Below are 17379 nucleotides of genomic sequence, written 5' to 3' on the forward strand. Positions count from 1 at the left end.
AGTTTGTTCCTGGTGCCACATGGTGGGCTAGCCCGCAGATTTCCTCGCCTTTTTTGGCACCGGTTTTCAGCGTCGTTCGGCTGAGCCATGCTGACGGTTCAAGCCATTATTTTGCGGTCTCCAGCATGAAGAGCGATGATGATTTCGAGCCCCGCCTGGGGCGTATGCGTGCCAAGGGCAGCAAGAAGGGGCGCAAGTTCCTGCACCGCGTCCTCGCGGCTTCCAATCTTGCGCGTGGCGGAGCCGGTAAGCTTAGTCGCAGTCGGTTCGACGGCAGTCGCATCGGGCGCGGCGCCGGGGTCGGTCGCGTCCTCGGAAGCCGTGACCGTTATGCAGCTTTCCGTCAGCGCCGCGTCATCATCAAATCGCGGATCGTGAAGCTGGCGGGGAAGGGGTTCGGCGCGGCCCGCGCGCATATACGTTATATCGAGCGCGATGGGACGACCCGCGATGGAGGGCGCGGCGCGCTCTATGGCGCCGATGCTGACAAGCTCGACGGCAAGACGTTTCTCGACAAGGCTTCAGCTGATCGCCACCAGTTTCGTTTTATCGTCTCGCCCGAGGATGGCGCTGAATATGAAGATCTCAAACCGCTGACCCGTCGTTTGATGACGCGGATGGAAGAGGATTTGGGCACAAAGCTTGATTGGGTGGCGGTTGATCACTTCAACACCGGCCATCCGCACACCCACATCATTATGCGCGGTAAGGATGATCGCAACAAAGATTTGATCATCGCCCGCGAATATATCACCCGAGGTATGCGCGAGCGGGCCGCCGAGCTAATCGATATCGATCTCGGGCCGCGCACGACCGACAACATATTGACGAAGCTTCGTGGTGAAGTCGAGCCGGAAAGGCTGACCAGTATTGATCGTGCATTGTTGCGCGACGTCGATGCACACGGGCTAGCAAGTTCCGCAGCTAAGGGGGCCTTCGATCAGACCGTCCGTATGGGGCGTCTGAAGAAGCTTGAACGGCTCGGCCTTGCTGAACAGATGGGCGCTAGTCACTGGCATTTGGACCCCGATCTCGCCGATACGCTGCGCCGCATGGGCGAGCGCGGTGACATCATCCGCACAATGCAGCGTGCCTATAGCGCACGTGATACAGCGCCAGCGCTGGCCGATCAGACGATTTATGACCCTGCCGCATCCGATGCGCGACCTTTGGTCGGCCGCATAATCGATCGCGGTCTGTCGGATGAGCTTAACGACCGTCATTATCTTATAGTCGAAGCGACCGATGGACGCTCTCACTATGTGATGATCGGGAAGGGCGATAATGTCGAGCCTCATGCCGATGGCGCGATCGTCCGGATCGAGCCGGTCACCCCAGATTTTCGCGAGGCTGATCGCACTGTCGCCGCAGTCGCTGCTGCCAATGAGGGGCGCTATGATATTGATGCCCATCTTCGCTACGACCCAAACGCGAGCGAGTCCTTTGCCCAAACCCATGTCAGACGGCTCGAAGCGATGCGGCGGCAGACGGGCGGTGTGACACGCGAACCCGACGGCAGCTGGATCATTGCACCCAACCATCTGACGCGTGCGACCGCCTATGAAGTGTCGCGAGCGCAGGACCGACCCGTGATACTTGAAACGCTTTCGCCTCTACCGCTGGAAAAGCTGGTCGATGCCGACGCTGCGACCTGGCTCGATAAGCAGCTGGTCGTCGCCGGTCCGCTGCCGTTGCGCGACGCCGGGTTCGGCCACGAGGCGCGCGATGCGCTGGCGCGTCGCCGACAATGGCTGATCGCGCAAGGGTTTGCCGAAGAATCACGCGGGCAAATTTCCTATCGGGACGACATGATCGATATACTCCGCCGCCGCGAGATGCGCCGTCTGGGCGTGCAGCTATCACGAGAATTGGGTATGCCATTCGCCGAGACTGAAAGAGGTACTCGCATTGCTGGCGTTTATAGACGACATATCGACGCCATAAGCGGGCGGTTGGCGCTGATCGAGAAGTCGCGGGAATTTACTCTTGTGCCTTGGCGACCCGTGTTGGTTCGCCAGGTGGGGAAGAGCGTGACGGCTATTTTACGCGGTGACGGCATCAGTTGGAGCTTTGGGCGTGGGCGGGGCGGGCCGAGCATTTCGTAAATCGGTGCGATCCTGTCGTACGTCGTTTAATGAGCTGAAGACGGACAGTCTCCTTTGCGCCTCATTTACGCCGTTGCTTAGCACGCGGGTGCCTCCTGAAACCGGACGATCGCTTCGACCATGACCGGCAACGTCATGCCGCGATACGGCTTTATTGTTTCCTCCCGGACGACGGCCGCAACAGTGCATTCGGTGCAACCGAGGCGATATTTGTTCAAATTGGAACAGAATATGAAGATTATTTGGTGATCTGGGATGGTGAATTCATTCGTAATCATCTAGTTCTAGCGACTGGGAGAGGGCGGCAAAAGTCCGTCACGCGAGGGATAAAAAATGGACTTGTTCTCGCAGGCCACGCCGATTGGCGTGCCGCAGCAGATTGAAGTCAAGGGTCGCGTCTTTCGTTCGTCGATAGAGAAGCGTGGTCCCAAAGCATTCGTACGCAGCTTGCATCTAGCAAGCTATTCAGCGCGCGGTCTGCGAGGTTTGATTGCGGACGTCGAACCCTTCGGAAAATTGCTCTTCCTTCCTCGCAAGTCGGCTGCTGAACTGCCGTTCGAACAGATTCTCGTCGCGCCGGATTTTGTGACCGAGGCCGATCTGTCAGAAAAAAGCCTCGCCGGACAAATTCAATGGGTGCGCGGTGCGGCGCGAAAGCCGGCACAGTTAAGCATCGAAGAAGCATGTGCCATTTGTGAGCGCGCGCGCGCATCGTGGAAAGACGCCTTCACATTTCGGCGCGAGATTCGCGATGCGCAGGGCGAGATCGTCGAGAAGGGACTTAGGGCTCCGCAAATGGGGGCACTTTACGCCACGCTGGCGCATTGGAGCGTAACCTCTCAACCTGCCACAATCGTCATGCCGACTGGGACCGGCAAGACCGAAACCATGCTGAGCTTGCTCGCGGCGGTCCGGCTCGAACGTCTCCTGATCGTCGTGCCTAACGCAAACTTGCGGGACCAGATCGCTGAAAAATTCATGAGCTTTGGTATTCTTCACGATGCCGGAGTTCTCGCTCCCACGGCGGAAACGCCTGTGGTCGCTGTGCTCGACGGACGGCCAACGTCGCCTCAGGAAGTCACCGAGATATTCTCCCGCGCAAATGTCGTTGTGACGACGATGCAGGTCGCGGGTCAGTGCACGCCAGAGGTGCAAGCGCGCATGGCCGAGCTTTGCTCGCACCTGTTCATCGACGAAGCGCATCATATTGCCGCTAAAACTTGGCAGCAGTTCAAGGGGAGGTTCGGCGCCAAGACGGTAGTTCAGTTTACGGCGACCCCGTTTCGAACCGACGGGCGGCGCGTCGATGGAAAATTCATTTACGTCTATCCCCTCGGCAAGGCGCAGGAAGAGGGCTATTTCAAACCGATCAATTTCCGGGCTGTGCAAGGATTTGAAGAGGCGCAGGCCGACCTGGAAATTGTGCGGCTTGTCGGAGCGCAGCTCGAGGCCGATCTCAGCAAAGGTTGTGATCATCTCGTTATGGCACGCGCCCGAGACATCAAGCGCGCGATCGCTCTGCATAAGCTTTACCGCACGCAGCTTGGTAAATTTTCTCCGGTCATCATCCACAGCCAGATGAAACCTTCCGAAAAGGAAGAAGCGCTCGCCCGTCTCCGCTCGCGCGACAGCCGTATCATCGTGTGTGTCGATATGCTCGGCGAAGGGTTTGATCTGCCGCAGCTTAAAATCTCCGGACTTCATGACCGCCACAAGAGCGTCGCGATCACCTTGCAATTCACCGGCCGTTTCACTCGTGATGCCAAGCACATCGGCGATGCCACCGTCTTCGCCAATATCGAACAGGCCAAGGTCGAAGATAGCCTTCGCTCGCTATACGCCGAAGATGCGGACTGGAATTTCCTTCTCAAGGTGCTGAGCGACGCGAAAACCGGCAAACAGATCAAGCGCGCGGAGCTGATCTCTGGATTTGGAGAAGTGCTGGAAGGCATTCCCCTTCAGACCCTCATCCCCAAGATGAGTACCGTTATCTATCGTACCGAAAGTGAGGAATGGCGGCCGCACGAGCTAGAACACGGACTACCGCCCTTTTCCCTCCATAGCGGCCCCACGGTCAATGAATCCGAACACCTCGCCATCTTTGTCACGCGTGAGGACGTGCCGGTCCGCTGGAGCACGATAAAGGATGTCGCCGACGTCGAGTGGAATCTCTATTTGGTTCATTGGGACAAGGACACTCAGCTTCTCTATATCAACAGCACGCGTTCGAAGGATCTTCACGAACGCTTGGCGAAGGCGTTGTGCGGAGAAAAGGTTAGCCGGATTGCCGGCGAAATCGTTTACCGGGCGCTTGACGGGATCAACCGCCTGCTATTGATGAACCTCGGCCTCAGCAGCCTATTGGGCCGTAAAATACGCTATACGATGTTTGCCGGGTCGGACATCGCGGCACAGCTGACCGACGCGCAGAACAGCGGCAAACGCAAATCCAATCTGTTCGGCCTCGGCTATAATGGTGAAGGACAGCGCACCATCGGCTGTTCGGCCAAGGGCAAATTCTGGGCAATGCAGTCAGCCGCTGATTTTTCTGACTGGATCGAATGGTGCCGCGACATCGGCCGCAAGGTCACTGACAATAGTATCGCGACCGACGCGTTTTTGCGTAACCTCGTCAAGCAGGAGCAGCTGAGTGCACGTCCGCCGGGAAAGGTGGCCCTGGCGATCCACTGGCCCGAAGAGTTTCTGATCAACCTTGAGGAGAGGATCGCCTTCCGCTTTGGCGGCGTTGACACCACCATCGGGTTTTTCGATTGCGAACTCGAGCTTGTCGGGTTCGATGCAGATGCGCCGATCCGCTTCAAATTGGTGTCGCCCGGCGCCGAGGCCACCTTTGGGGTCGAGATCACCGCCGAAGGTGTAGCCTATCCTCAAATCGATGGGCCACCCGTCTCGATCATTTTTGGGAAAGAACGGCCTTTGGCCGAAGTATTCGCCGAAGATCCGCCGCATATTTTTTTCTCTGACGGCGACTTTCTCATTGCGAACGAGCTATACAAAATACCGCGTGAAGAAGAGCGCCGAAGCTTCAACGAGACGAAGATAACGCCACGCGATTGGGGCGATGTCGACTTGAAGGTTGAATCGCAGGGTATCGAGAAACGGCCCGAATCGATCCAGCGCCACATCATCGACTGGCTGCTCGAAGATCCCGACCATCAGGTGATATTCGACGATGACGGCACCGGCGAGATTGCAGACATCGTCGTCATGCGTGAAGTCGACGATTGTCTAAAGGTCGACCTATATCATTTGAAATATGCTCATGGGGAGGCGGCCGGCAATCGCGTTGCCGATCTCTACGAGGTGTGCGGACAAGCGCAAAAGTCGATCAGGTGGATGACTTACCCGGTCCGGATACTGAAACGTATGCGCAAACGCGAACAGCTTCGCACAGAAAATGGGCTGCCATCGCGTTTCGAGCGCGGCGGGCTGGACCAAATCCGCGACTGGATCGGCCGATGGCAGGTTATGGACCTGGAACATCGGGTCTGGATCGTCCAGCCCGGTCTTGCGAAATCATCGATCGGCACGGCGCAGCTCGATCTGCTCGCGGCTACCGAAAATTACCTGCTAGACACTTACAGCGCTCCGCTCCGCGTGATCTCAAGCTTGTAAAGATGAGAGGCTGAGCCGCCAATTCTTATGTCAGCTTCCTCGCTTGGCTTATTGACTCGGTTCGACTTAGAAGCAGCCTATATTTGCACTTTCCAGTGTGGTTAAAAAGAAGTCTCATGGCATCGATTCAAAATATTAAGGAGCTCAAAACACGGTCGCTTTTGCGGGGGTTGCTAAATCGAGGTCTGAGCTTCAGTGAGGCACAATCGACGCTCACGAAGTTACTGGAAGGCGTGAGCCTGAGCGATCTGCGCGAAGTCGATTCCCTGCTGCGCTCGGACAATCTCTTCCGCCACCTCGATATCCTGCCCGAGAATCCGACAAGCTCGCCCTTTCAGTCGCCGCGTGGCATGTCGCTCGTGCCGCCCGACGCAATCGCGCTGCAATACATCGGTGAACGGGTCAACAGGAATGCCGAAGAAATCAGCGCGGCCTTCGATCTGCTCGCAGCTCTGAACATCGGGATCGCGTCGCACCTCGACGAGGTGATTGCAACGCTTGTCGCCGAGATCGTCTTACAATGCGGTCATTCGCTCGCTTTTGCGCGGAAGGCCGCCTTCATCATCGGCTATTCGGCGAAGGAAACAATTTCCTATCGCGCATGCGTGGAACTGGTCGATTCCTACGGCGTCCACGATCCGAATTTTGGGATCATGGCGATGATCGACTCGATTGGAAATGAGTTCAATTATCTCGACCTCAAATATCGGTTCCGGGACTTTGTCGGGCTTGCGCGGCAGGACAGTATCGCGAAGAAGATATCTTCGCTCTGCTTCGCGCCGCTCGCACTGGAACCGGCCGATGTGCTGCCGATAATCAATGCGCATTATGAGATCAGCGTGACCGACGCGGCGATGGCGATCCTCTGTCACCGCGATCTCGGAATCTGCGACGATCTGCCCGAGCTGTCGCCATCGATCGTTGCGGCATGGCAGCGACTCTGCGCCACGGAAGACCATCGCTTCGACTATTTCGGACCTGACGAACCCTATGGCGACCTGCAAGCCTTCCGCGCGGCCCCAGCATTCCTCGAATATCGCTCGTTCCGCGAGTTTCGCGCGGCGGTGCAGCCGATCTACGACATTCCCGGCTTCCGCGACGAGCGCGCGGGCCGCGGTCGCACGTTTGCCCGCCGCTTCTATGAGGGTACGGGCAGGGTCGAGGACCTTACCCCGGAAACTAATCCATCCTACCAGGCCTTGCCCCCGCGCTTTTCGCCAGCGGGAAGCGGCGCGCTTGCGAGAACCTGCGCGCTGATCTGGGTCTGCGACAACGATCCCGATTTCTCTCGCATGAGCGCCGAAACCATGGCGCTGCTGATGGGGCGCACCTTCGAGGTCGACCGGTTACTTTCGACGCCGACACTGCGGCGGGCGGTGAGTACAGCGACGGATCCCTTCGTTAAGCTCATCCTGCAGACGCTGCTGCGCGCGCACAGCTCGGCGACCAAGGACAGCTTCGGTTTCAAGGACCAGTTCCAGCGATATGTCCGGGCGCATCACGACGGTGACATCCTTGCGTTCATAGAGAAGGTCAGGGGGCTCGAGCCGCACATCGTCCAATATTTTATAACATTGCTCGACGAGACGCTGCTCAGCCAGATGCCGCTGCTTATGGAAACCGCCAATTCGGTCTATGAAACGCGCGCGCGGCTGCTCGAATGGCATGCCGACGAGAGCGGCGACCAAATGTCGCTGGAGAAGGCGAAGCAGCTCCGCCTAGACCGGAAGATCGCTGTCGTGCGGGGGGCAATCAACGAGGCGCGGATTAGCATCGACGCGGTGCGCTTCCGCCAGTGGATCGAACAGAACAAGCTCGCCGATTTCTCGAATTTCATCCGACAGGACGAACCGCGCCTGCCGCCGGTGACCGATATTACCGACAAGGCGAAGCGTCAGACGATGTTTCTGACCGCGCACCGAAATCCCATTGCGCGCGCGCTGCTGTCAATCACTGAATGCTATGCCGAATTCTGCAAAAACTCCGACTATGGGATCGCCTCGTTCCTTGGCCGCCGCATACGGCACGGCACCCTGCGAGGCACGCTCCTCAACGGAATTCCCGAGGTCGCCAAGATTGACGCTCCGCCCGCAATCGCCGCGCAATATGGGAGTTGGCGGGAGGAGTTTTCCGCTTCCGTCAATACGCTTGCCTCGCGCCTCCATTTCTACGACAAGGCCACGCAAAAGAATGGGATGATCAGCGCCGAGATCGACACCAACGACAAATGGCAAACTTGTCTCATTTGCCTCAACGCCATTTTCGAGCAGGCGCAGAAGGAGCATGGAATCCTGCTCTTACCCGAGCGTATCGAGCAATATTGCTGGCTCATATTGGAGCTGGAGCTCGCAAGCGTCCAAGCGTCGATCGCCGAAGCCCGAAGCAAGACCGGCACGTTCAAGATGCGCCATCACCCGTTCAACGCCGGCGCCATCAGTTTTGAAAAGCAGATCAATCTTACGCTGACAGATCATTTCAACACGGTCATCTCGTGGTTTAAGAAGCCCCCGAATATTTCGCCAATCGCCGAGCTTGGTCATGTGTTGCAAGTGGTGCTGCAGGAGGCGAATGACGAATATGAGGATTTCAGCCCTGAGCTCGATTTCGAGGGAGACAAAGAGCTCAAGCTCTCGGGCTCGCTTTACTACACCGTCTATGACGCCCTGACGATCGCGGTGCGCAACGCCGCCAAGCACGGGCCGCACCCCGGGATGCTGACAATCAAGGCGGAACTTTACAACTCCGGAAGCGGCCAAGTGCTGGAAATTGCCGTGAGAAGCGATGTGCGAGCCGGGGCCTGCCCCGACGAGGCCCTGTCACGGATGCAGGCGGCTGGAAGTGTTGGTGCAGACGGCGCGGATATCGTCGAGGGCCTCAGCGGCATCCGCAAACTCAAGAAAATGGAAGCCGAGCGGAGCCTCCTCTCTTTCACTATGGAGAGCAATAGGGTGCCAACCGGCAGCCTCTGCGTGTCGATGCGCTTTCCCTATACGGGTATCGTCGAATGAGAATCCTAATCGTCGAAGACGAGCCCTTCAAGATGAATGCGATTGCAGCGGCCGTCGAACCGTTGGCGAATGGCGAGGAGATCACGCGCGCGATCTCGCTCCGAAGCGCGATGGCCACGCTTGAGGAGCATATATTCGACTTCGTCATCCTCGACATGGCTATCCCGAGCCATACGAGCGAGGTCGGGGCTATAGACACCTATTCGCAGCCCGTGGGCGGGCTCGACGTGCTGCTCTTCCTCGCCTTTAGCGACCGTCCGGAACGTGTAGCGATTCTGACCCAGTATCCGACAGTCGAATATGACCGGCGCCATGTACGGCTCGATGAATTCAAGGCGGTGGTCGAGAAGGATGAGGTGATGAATGTCGCCGACGTCATCCGTTTCGATGAAGATAGCCAAGACTGGAAAGACAGACTGATAGCGGCAATGGGGGATCAGAATTGAGGATTTTGCTTGCAGAAGACGCCACCGAGAAGGCGGAGAAGATCAAGGCGCTGGTCGGCATCGCCATCGACATCGAAGATGCCGAGATCGTCGAGGCGCCAACGGTCAACGACGCGATCATAGAACTCGGCAAGGGACGTTTCGACCTGATCATCGTCGATCTTGTGATGCCGCAGCACAAAGGCGGATCCGATGTCGACGCGACCTGCCAATGGTGCGAGCTCATCGAAAATCATCTCTCGGGCCGCACCGCGTCTTGGATCGTGATGACCGGCTACCCCGACATCGCTGGGAGCGCGCGCGAAAGCTTCGCGCGGCACAATGTCGCGGTCATCCAGTTCGACGAGACCGACCATTGGAAGTCGCCGCTCGCGCAGAAGCTCAAGGAGACATTCTCCACCCGGTCGCTCGATTTCCTGATCGTTTGCGCGCTAGAAAAGGAACGGCAGGGCTTTCGGCAGACCGACGCAACGATAGGCGAGACGTCAGTTGTTAAGGGCCTCGACTGCCAGGAAGCCAGAATCGGCGACCTCAGGGGAGTGATCGTGGTCCAGCCGGGTCCGGGCATGATCAGCGCCGCGATCGTCACGACGCGCGCTCTCGAAACCTTCCGCCCGCGAGCTGTCGCTATGTCGGGGATTTGCGGCGGCCGCGAGGGCGAGACCGAACTCGGCGCGCTGATTGTTCCGGACATCAGCTGGAATTATCAGGCCGGCAAGTTCGTGGAGGGCAAACTCAAACACGATCAGCTGCAGGTAGGACCCCCGCCGCACTGCCGGACTGTGCTCGGCCAGATGGCCACCGACGATTTATCGAAAGAGCTTCGTCAAGGCCTGCTCCATTCGGAGATCGGCGGCGCGCCTATCCAAGTGCAGCCTATGGTGACCGGCTCGCAAGTGGTGGCGGACGAGACGGTAGGCGACGTGATCGGCAGTCAGGGGAGAAAGGTCGCCGGTATCGACATGGAGGTCGCCTCCGTACTATTCGCGGCGCACGATTTCTTCAACGGCGGTGGTATTTCGCTAGCAGCAAAGACCGTCGTCGATCTTGCTAATCCGCACAAAGATGACCGTTATCATGAATATGGCTGCGCGCTGTCCGCACGGTTCGTAGTAAAGGCACTGGAGAAATTATTGTCGGAATGAAGTCTTGGTTTTCGCCGGAGATACACGCGGCGAATGAGCAAATTGCGACATATAGCGTGTAAGAATTGAGCGTCAGATTTGTCGCGGGAATTACCGACGGCGCGATCAAAGCGGAATGGCAGCTCTGGCCGCTTGTCTCACCACAAGCAGACCGTCTTTAATCGGCCCATTTATGGCCATCAGGATCATCAACAAAGCGGTGGTCTCGCCCACTGCCCCATTGCCCCTTGCACCAATAGTATGATACTATGGCGCTGTAGGAGCAACACATGACCACTATCAGAAAAACCATCACACTTAGTGATAATCAGGATGCGTGGATAAAGGCCCAGATTGCTCGCGGAGATTTCACCAATGACAGCGAGTATATTCGCGACCTTTTGCGCCGCGATCAAGAGGGGCAGAATAAGCTATCCGACTTGAAGCAGGCCATTGCAGAGGGTTTGGACAGCGGCGTCAGCGACATGTCCCTTGATGCAATCTGGGCGGCAGCGGAGGCGCGCAGCAGCTCGGGCAATGGCTGAGCTGCGCATCAGCAGACGAGCTGCAAGCGATCTTGGCGACATAGCAGATTACACTATTGCCGAGTTCGGCATTGAACAGGCGCGCAAATATCGAAGCCAATTGCAGGCTTGTTTCGATTCCCTGCTCAATAATCCGCACCTTGGCAGAAGCGCGGATGACATCGCCCCACAACTTCGCCGCATCAGGCAGCAAGCCCATGTCATATTCTATGTGGCAACGACTGACGAAGTTCTGATTGTTCGCGTGCTGCACTACAGTATGGATTTTGAGCAGCATCTATGAGGGTGAGCATGGCTGCCGTTTCGCCAGATGCCGCCGTTCAGCCCGCCAATCGGCGCTCCTTCAACTTGCCGCTCGTTCAGGATCGCCGTCACGCCATCATGTGGGCCCGTAGCTGGGGTTAAAGCTGACTTCACTGGCCAGTTTCGAGCGGAGCCGTGAGGGTCAACTATCTGAGTGGTCCAGATTTCTCACGCAATTATAGTCTCGCTCGTTATGCTTTTTCCTATCAGCTCACCCACAGCGCATAGCCTACATTACCAAATACCCAGAGTAGGAAGGCAATCGCAGTCAAGCCCCAAAGCCAGTCCTTATGGATTGATGTTAGCCGCATTGGTGGCCCTTCCAGTAACTATCCCATCGTGCCGCATATCCATCACGCACCATCGCGCACGACAGGTCGCCGGAGCGAGGTGACACACACCATGCAGCTGTCCGGCTTCCCTTGCCGCTGCCTTCCGACTGACAGCGCATCGCTGGCCCCTTCACAAGAAGATGCCCCTCACGCGACGTGCCAATAATGTTTCCGACAAGCTGTGCGAGGTGATCGCGAGCCTCAATAGGGTCTGCTCCGGGGCAAGGGTGGCCGTCCCTGCATGAACCGTCCAGTTCGCGCGCGGCAATGCCCGACAATCTTATGCGCGGACCTTCCGCACACCAAATCGGGCCATCACCGTCCCACACCCTAACAGGGGTGCAGACAAATGTTTCTCCCGCAGGGACAACCGTTGCCAGCAGAATGGCGATCAACGAAATTTTGTCACCATGATGGGCTCAGCCGTGAAGACATTGACGATTTGACCGGGAACCATTGTGGCGGACTTTCCGGTGATGATCGCGGCACCCAGCAGCGCACCAGCTGTATTGCCGCGCCCTTCCTGCCGGTGCATTCCGCGAAGACGATAGTCGACTTGGTTTACCCTGACCCGATCAAATGACAGCTCGAACTTGGCGGATTTACCAACGATGCCCTTGCCCGTTCTCCATGTTACCTGTGCGGTGACTGGCGAACCACGAGGGATGATAACAATGCCCTCATACGACACATCATTGACCACAAGAAAGTCGCGCGTGGTGCCCTCTTTCATCTTCTTCGAGGAGATTTCGACAGAAGGCGTCACTTCAACGAGCGAATTTACCGGGAGTGTGATTGTTTTGGGAGCCGTTTGCGCGGCGTCGACTTCTTGTGCTGAAAGAGCGGATGCGGGCATTGCAGCCAAGGCTGCTACTGCGCCAATAAAGACGGCTGTTCTCATGAAAATCTCCCCCGAATCATGACTATGATCCTCTGCCGCTCTGTTAAGCGTTAGCTATGATATTCTGTCAACGGCGATGTGCAATCAGATGATGTACAATTGGCTATACTGCATTGGGCCATTGTTCTGGGGGTGCAGGAGTCGAATATTTCATTATTTTCCGCTATAGGTCGCCCATTGAGGCGGGGATGATAAAACAGACAATATTGATTGTGGCAGTCCTATCAGGCGCCGCAATAGCGCAACCCAGTGTTGCCAGAGAGTCGGACGCCGAGATCAAGCGCGAGATCATCAAGGAATCGATTCAGCGCTACTCGGGCAATTGCCCTTGCCCATATAATAGAACCAGCAATGGTTCGAAGTGCGGCGGCCGCAGTGCATGGAGCAGGCCAGGGGGCGCATCCCCCAAATGCTATCCTGACGATATCAGCTCTGCGGAAGTCGCAGCCTATCGGGCGCGACACTAAGCCGCTAAGCGATACCCCCGACAAAACCCGCCGTGTCGTGATCGGCAGGCATCGCCATGCGCATTGTCCCCTTGCACCCTCTTTGCCGACACCGTGCGCGGCGCTCGACTTCGCCAAGCGTCAAACGATACGCCGCTTTGCGTGCCAGCAATTCCTCGGCTGTCAGCCAGCGCATATTTCCGCACTTGCGGCATGTCAGCTCGATACGGTCGCCGGGGTCCAGATCGAGCACCTGGATATTGGTGCGCCAGTTCACCAGAAATCCTCCCCGCTGGGGATTCGGGTGAACGATATTTTGCCCCCGACATTGCCGCCCGGTGGTGGCTGCCAAAAGCCGACGCTGGCAACAGTCTTGCCATATTTGATATTGAGCCGGTCGAGTGCCATGCCCAGCCGCTCCCATCGTTGCCGCTCGCTGTCGTCATCGAGCAGGAAATCTAGCTGGCGCTGGTTTGCCGGGGTCAGATCGCCCAGCGTGACGCCGATCCGCATGATTTTGATATTGCGGTCAGGCTTGGGGGTCAGACGGTCCCATAGCGTTGCCAGCGCGCGAAGCACCGCCTGATCGTCATTGACCTGAGGCAGCGTGATCGCGTCGAACCAGCTTTTCTCATAGCCCTGCATCCAAAGCGACAGCGAGGCGCAATAATAGCCCGCACGCCGAACCCGCCTTGCCGCTTTGACCAGCAACAGCCGCGATATGGTGCGGGCATCGGTTAGCGAGCGGGCATCGGGCGGCAACACGCGGGCATGACCGAACATTCCGCGCTCGGTTGGCGGAGCCTCTATGTCATAGCCGTGCAGCGCATACCAAAGCCGCTCGCCGGTCACATTGCGCCATAGCGCGCGGGCATGTTTGGGCTGCATCGCCAGAAAGGCCGCCGTGTCGGTTATCCCCGCACGTATCAGCCGCTTTTCCATCCTGCGACCAATGCCCGGTATATCCTCCAGCGGAACGCGCAGCAGCGGCCCCGGCATATCGCCCGGCCGCCATATGGTCAGTCCGTCGGGCTTTTGCGTGCCCCCCGCTATCTTGGCGAGGTGGCGGTTTGCCGCAAATCCGATGGAGCAGGTCACGGCAGCACCAATGTTATAGCGGATCGCGCGCTTGATCGCCGTTCCCAGTGCTGCGGGGTCGGCGCGTTGATCCTCGTCCAGTCGGCAGGACAGCTCATCGATCGACTTCACCTGATCGACCGGAACAACGGCGTTGATTTCGGACACCAGCGCATTGTGCGCGCGTCGGTATAGGTCGGGCTTTTGCGGCACCAGCACGATGTCGCGGCATATCCGCTGCGCTTCATCGACCATCATGATATTCTTTACGCCGCGTGCTTTGGCTTCGCGCGAACAGGCAATGATGCAGCTTCGCCCGCCCACATAAGGCACGACGCCAACAGGCCGCCCGCGCAATGACGGATCGCGCAGTTGTTCGACCGACGCAAAGAAGCCGTCAAAGTCCAAATAGAGATGCTCAATGGTGGCTGGCTGTCGCATGGCTCGATTCGCAAGGGGAGCCTCTAAGTGGAACATAAGAGGAACATTGGTCAAGCGTCATGCGACAAGCGAATGGCGGCAGACGCGTTGACAGACGAGCCAAGCGCGTCATCATCGCGGCATGTGCAATCTATACGCCAACAAGAATAGCGCGCAGGAAGTCGCTGATCATTTTCGGGCAAGTGCGCCAACCGGCATCAACGCCCCCGGCGAAACCTACCCCCATTATCCCGGCTTGGTCGTGCGCGAAGCTGACGGAAAACGCATCTTGCAGCAAATGACTTGGGGCTTCCCGCTCCGCCTCAAATCGATGAAGCCGGACAGCAAGCCCAAACCCGTCAACAATGCCCGCGACGACAAGCTGCGAAGCGGCATGTGGCGGCATTGGTTCGAAACCCCCGCCCAGCGTTGCCTCATCCCCTTTTCCGCTTTTGCCGAAGCCGAAGGGCCAAAGGGCAAGATGACGCGCACATGGATCAGCACTGCCGATCAGGAAATAGCAGCATGGGCAGGTCTATGGCGACCGACCGACGTTTGGGGCGACTGCTATACCGGCGTCATGGTCGATGCGACCCAAGAGCTATGCGACATTCACGACCGCATGCCGGTCATTTTGCACACCGACGATCATGACATATGGCTCAATGCGCCCGCCGATGAAGCCTTTGCGCTCGTCACCCAATATCCCGCCGATAGATTGGCTGTCGAACGCACCAGCGAGGCGTGGCGGCGAGTTTAGAGCAGATTCAGTGTGAGACCCTGGTGAAAGCGCAATGACCTGTCGGCGGCGAATCGCGAAATCGGCAAGGACCTCCGGATGGTCGCAAGGCTTCAGAACGGGTGAGACTCGCGCATAGGCTGTGGTTTGGCGCTTAATGGCGCGCCGTGGCGCGTCGAGACCGTAGTTTTCACAGCGAGCAATTGAACCGATCCTTGTGGGCATGAACCCGAGCGGCCGTCTGCCCCTCGGGCGGAGCTTTGCCCATGACCCCGACCAAATTGCTTATCGGTCAGATCATTATCGTGTTCGGACTTGTCATCGCGGGGGTGTGGGGCGCGACCCAATGGTGCGCAGCGATGCTCGGTTACCAGCCGCAGCTTGGGTCGCCCTGGTTCAACCTGTTCGACATGCCGGTCTATCGACCCTGGGCCCTATTCCCATGGTGGTATCATTATAACGCCTACGCTCCGCAGGTTTTTGACAGAGCGGGGATACTCGCAGGCGCGAGCGGCTTTATCGGCTGCGGTGCCGCCATTGTCGGATCCTTATGGCGCGCGCGGCAGCAGCGCCATGTCACCACTTATGGATCGGCGCGCTGGGCCGAATCTCGCGAAATCATGCGCGCCGGGATGTTTGGCGAAGCCGGTGTATTCCTGGGTCGTCTTAACAACCGCTATTTGCGCCACAATGGCCCCGAGCATGTCATGGCCTTTGCCCCGACCCGCTCGGGCAAAGGCATTGGTCTTGTCATTCCCACCCTGCTGAGCTGGACCGGTTCGGCGGTCATCCATGACATCAAGGGCGAGAATTGGAAGCTCACCGCTGGCTGGCGCTCGCGCTTCAGCCATGCGCTTTTGTTCAACCCGACCGACCCACGATCAGCCAAATATAATCCGCTGCTCGAAGTGCGCCGCGGCGAATATGAAGTGCGCGACGTCCAGAATATCGCCGACATATTAGTCGATCCCGAAGGGGCACTCGAACGCCGCAACCATTGGGAGAAGACCTCCTATTCACTGCTGGTCGGCGCGATCCTCCACATTCTCTATGCCGAGGAGGAGAAGACGCTCGCGCGCGTGGCGACCTTCCTCTCCGATCCGCAGCGGCCCTTCACCGCGACTTTGCGGCGGATGATGACCACCAATCATCTCGGGACCAAAAAGGCGCCGAAAGTCCATCCGGTTGTCGCGTCTGCAGCGCGCGAAGTGCTCAACAAGTCGGAGAATGAGCGCTCGGGCGTACTTTCGACCGCAATGTCGTTTCTGGGGCTCTATCGCGACCCCACCGTCGCCGCAATTACATCAGGCTGCGACTGGCGCATCGCCGACCTTGTCGAATGCGATCACCCCGTCTCGCTTTACCTCGTCATCCCGCCGTCGGACATTTCACGAACCAAACCGCTCGTCCGCCTCATCCTCAACCAGATTGGCCGCCGCCTCACCGAGCGGCTCGAGGGCGGACCGACGGGGGAGCGCAAGCATCAACTCTTGATGATGCTCGACGAGTTTCCCGCGCTCGGGCGGCTCGATTTCTTCGAAACCGCGCTCGCCTTCATGGCCGGATACGGCATTCGCGCTTTCCTGATCGCCCAGTCGTTGAACCAGATCGAGCGGGCTTATGGCGAGCATCATTCGATCCTCGACAATTGCCATGTCCGCATCGCCTTTGCGACCAATGACGAACGGACCGCGAAACGGATTTCCGACGCGCTTGGCACTGCGACCGAGCAGCGCGCGATGCGCAACTATGCCGGGCACCGGCTTGCGCCCTGGCTCGCGCATGTCATGGTCAGCCGCCAGGAAACCGCGCGCGCCCTCCTGACACAGGGCGAGGTGATGCAGCTTCCCGAAACGGACGAGCTGGTTCTGGTATCGGGTCTGGCCCCGATCCGCGCGAAGAAGCTGCGCTATTTTGAAGACGCGAACTTCATAAACCGCCTCGCGCCGCCACCGGCCCTGTCAAAATCCCGCTATGCCGACCGGCCCGTAGCGCGGTCCAACGACTGGGGCAGCTTTGCCTGCAAACAGGATGCGCGACTGGAGCCGTCGGAGGAAGCCACGGAGGCGTCGGGGGAGGGCGGCGGCCTGCAGCAGCAACGCCATCCGGGGCTCGCCGCTGAGCGTGCGCCGAAGCCCGAGGCGCCCAAGCAATTTGATATGTTCGCTCCTGATCAGGACGAACAGGATCCGGCCACGGACAAAAAGGCAATGGATCAGGCGCGGGGCTTGAGCTCGATCGCGCGCGGCTATGGCATCAACGAGAGCAGCGGGCACGACCCGCTGCCGGGGCTGTGA

At 58.3% G+C, this 17379-nt stretch carries 12 protein-coding genes; 9 read left to right on the forward strand and 3 right to left on the reverse strand.

Features of this window, described 5'->3' with window-relative positions; all coding sequences use genetic code 11:
- Window positions 1-125: 125 nt before the first annotated feature.
- The 7 genes from rlxS to ACR3XE_RS05020 all read left to right on the forward strand — a co-directional run bounded on the left by rlxS (window position 126) and on the right by ACR3XE_RS05020 (window position 11147).
- Window positions 126-2105: a relaxase/mobilization nuclease RlxS gene (gene rlxS / locus ACR3XE_RS04990; RefSeq protein ID WP_473698706.1), complete on the forward strand. Its 1980-nt coding sequence runs from the start codon at window positions 126-128 to the stop codon at window positions 2103-2105.
- Window positions 2106-2438: 333 nt separating this feature from the next.
- A complete protein-coding gene (locus tag ACR3XE_RS04995) occupies window positions 2439-5741 on the forward strand; it encodes a DEAD/DEAH box helicase (RefSeq protein ID WP_486185951.1) in 3303 nt (1100 codons plus the stop codon).
- A gap of 116 nt (window positions 5742-5857) precedes the next feature.
- The gene (locus tag ACR3XE_RS05000; RefSeq protein WP_486185952.1) at window positions 5858-8749 is read left to right on the forward strand and encodes a hypothetical protein; all 2892 of its coding nucleotides are present in this window, start codon (window positions 5858-5860) and stop codon (window positions 8747-8749) included.
- Window positions 8746-9195, forward strand: a complete 450-nt coding sequence (locus ACR3XE_RS05005; RefSeq protein WP_473698702.1) for a response regulator — start codon at window positions 8746-8748, stop codon at window positions 9193-9195. Before ACR3XE_RS05000 ends, ACR3XE_RS05005 begins: the two co-directional genes overlap by 4 nt.
- A complete protein-coding gene (locus ACR3XE_RS05010) occupies window positions 9192-10340 on the forward strand; it encodes a 5'-methylthioadenosine/S-adenosylhomocysteine nucleosidase family protein (protein WP_473698701.1) in 1149 nt (382 codons plus the stop codon). Before ACR3XE_RS05005 ends, ACR3XE_RS05010 begins: the two co-directional genes overlap by 4 nt.
- 269 nt (window positions 10341-10609) lie before the next feature.
- Entirely contained in the window at window positions 10610-10864 is a 255-nt protein-coding gene (locus tag ACR3XE_RS05015) for a type II toxin-antitoxin system ParD family antitoxin (protein WP_473698700.1), read from the forward strand.
- Window positions 10857-11147: a type II toxin-antitoxin system RelE/ParE family toxin gene (locus tag ACR3XE_RS05020; protein ID WP_473698699.1), complete on the forward strand. Its 291-nt coding sequence runs from the start codon at window positions 10857-10859 to the stop codon at window positions 11145-11147. Before ACR3XE_RS05015 ends, ACR3XE_RS05020 begins: the two co-directional genes overlap by 8 nt.
- A 743-nt stretch (window positions 11148-11890) precedes the next feature.
- On the opposite strand, the gene ACR3XE_RS05025 is transcribed toward ACR3XE_RS05020, so the two are convergent.
- The 3 genes from ACR3XE_RS05025 to ACR3XE_RS05035 all read right to left on the reverse strand — a co-directional run bounded on the left by ACR3XE_RS05025 (window position 11891) and on the right by ACR3XE_RS05035 (window position 14364).
- The gene (locus ACR3XE_RS05025) at window positions 11891-12400 is read right to left on the reverse strand and encodes a hypothetical protein (protein ID WP_473698698.1); all 510 of its coding nucleotides are present in this window, start codon (window positions 12398-12400) and stop codon (window positions 11891-11893) included.
- A gap of 471 nt (window positions 12401-12871) precedes the next feature.
- Complete coding sequence (locus ACR3XE_RS05030; protein ID WP_473698697.1) at window positions 12872-13123, reverse strand: hypothetical protein; 252 nt, start codon at window positions 13121-13123, stop codon at window positions 12872-12874.
- A complete protein-coding gene (locus ACR3XE_RS05035) occupies window positions 13120-14364 on the reverse strand; it encodes a Y-family DNA polymerase (RefSeq protein WP_473698696.1) in 1245 nt (414 codons plus the stop codon). Before ACR3XE_RS05035 ends, ACR3XE_RS05030 begins: the two co-directional genes overlap by 4 nt.
- A 121-nt stretch (window positions 14365-14485) precedes the next feature.
- On the opposite strand from ACR3XE_RS05035, the gene ACR3XE_RS05040 reads away from it, so the two are divergent.
- Both ACR3XE_RS05040 and ACR3XE_RS05045 read left to right on the forward strand, forming a co-directional pair.
- The gene (locus tag ACR3XE_RS05040) at window positions 14486-15103 is read left to right on the forward strand and encodes an SOS response-associated peptidase (protein WP_473698695.1); all 618 of its coding nucleotides are present in this window, start codon (window positions 14486-14488) and stop codon (window positions 15101-15103) included.
- Window positions 15104-15348: 245 nt separating this feature from the next.
- Window positions 15349-17379, forward strand: coding sequence for a conjugal transfer protein TraG (locus tag ACR3XE_RS05045; RefSeq protein WP_473698694.1), 2031 nt, complete (start codon window positions 15349-15351; stop codon window positions 17377-17379).

The sequence above is a fragment of the Sphingopyxis sp. 10G20-10 genome, from assembly GCF_057365075.1.

Bases quoted from the DNA above. Each gene is read 5' to 3' on its own strand.
- ACR3XE_RS05005 (WP_473698702.1), top strand. From the start codon at position 8,746: ATGAGAATCCTAATCGTCGAAGACGAGCCCTTCAAGATGAATGCGATT.
- ACR3XE_RS05040 (WP_473698695.1), top strand. From the start codon at position 14,486: ATGTGCAATCTATACGCCAACAAGAATAGCGCGCAGGAAGTCGCTGAT.
- ACR3XE_RS05000 (WP_486185952.1), top strand. From the start codon at position 5,858: ATGGCATCGATTCAAAATATTAAGGAGCTCAAAACACGGTCGCTTTTG.
- ACR3XE_RS05035 (WP_473698696.1), bottom strand. From the start codon at position 14,364: ATGCGACAGCCAGCCACCATTGAGCATCTCTATTTGGACTTTGACGGC.
- rlxS (WP_473698706.1), top strand. From the start codon at position 126: ATGAAGAGCGATGATGATTTCGAGCCCCGCCTGGGGCGTATGCGTGCC.
- ACR3XE_RS05020 (WP_473698699.1), top strand. From the start codon at position 10,857: ATGGCTGAGCTGCGCATCAGCAGACGAGCTGCAAGCGATCTTGGCGAC.
- ACR3XE_RS05025 (WP_473698698.1), bottom strand. From the start codon at position 12,400: ATGAGAACAGCCGTCTTTATTGGCGCAGTAGCAGCCTTGGCTGCAATG.
- ACR3XE_RS05045 (WP_473698694.1), top strand. From the start codon at position 15,349: ATGACCCCGACCAAATTGCTTATCGGTCAGATCATTATCGTGTTCGGA.
- ACR3XE_RS05015 (WP_473698700.1), top strand. From the start codon at position 10,610: ATGACCACTATCAGAAAAACCATCACACTTAGTGATAATCAGGATGCG.
- ACR3XE_RS04995 (WP_486185951.1), top strand. From the start codon at position 2,439: ATGGACTTGTTCTCGCAGGCCACGCCGATTGGCGTGCCGCAGCAGATT.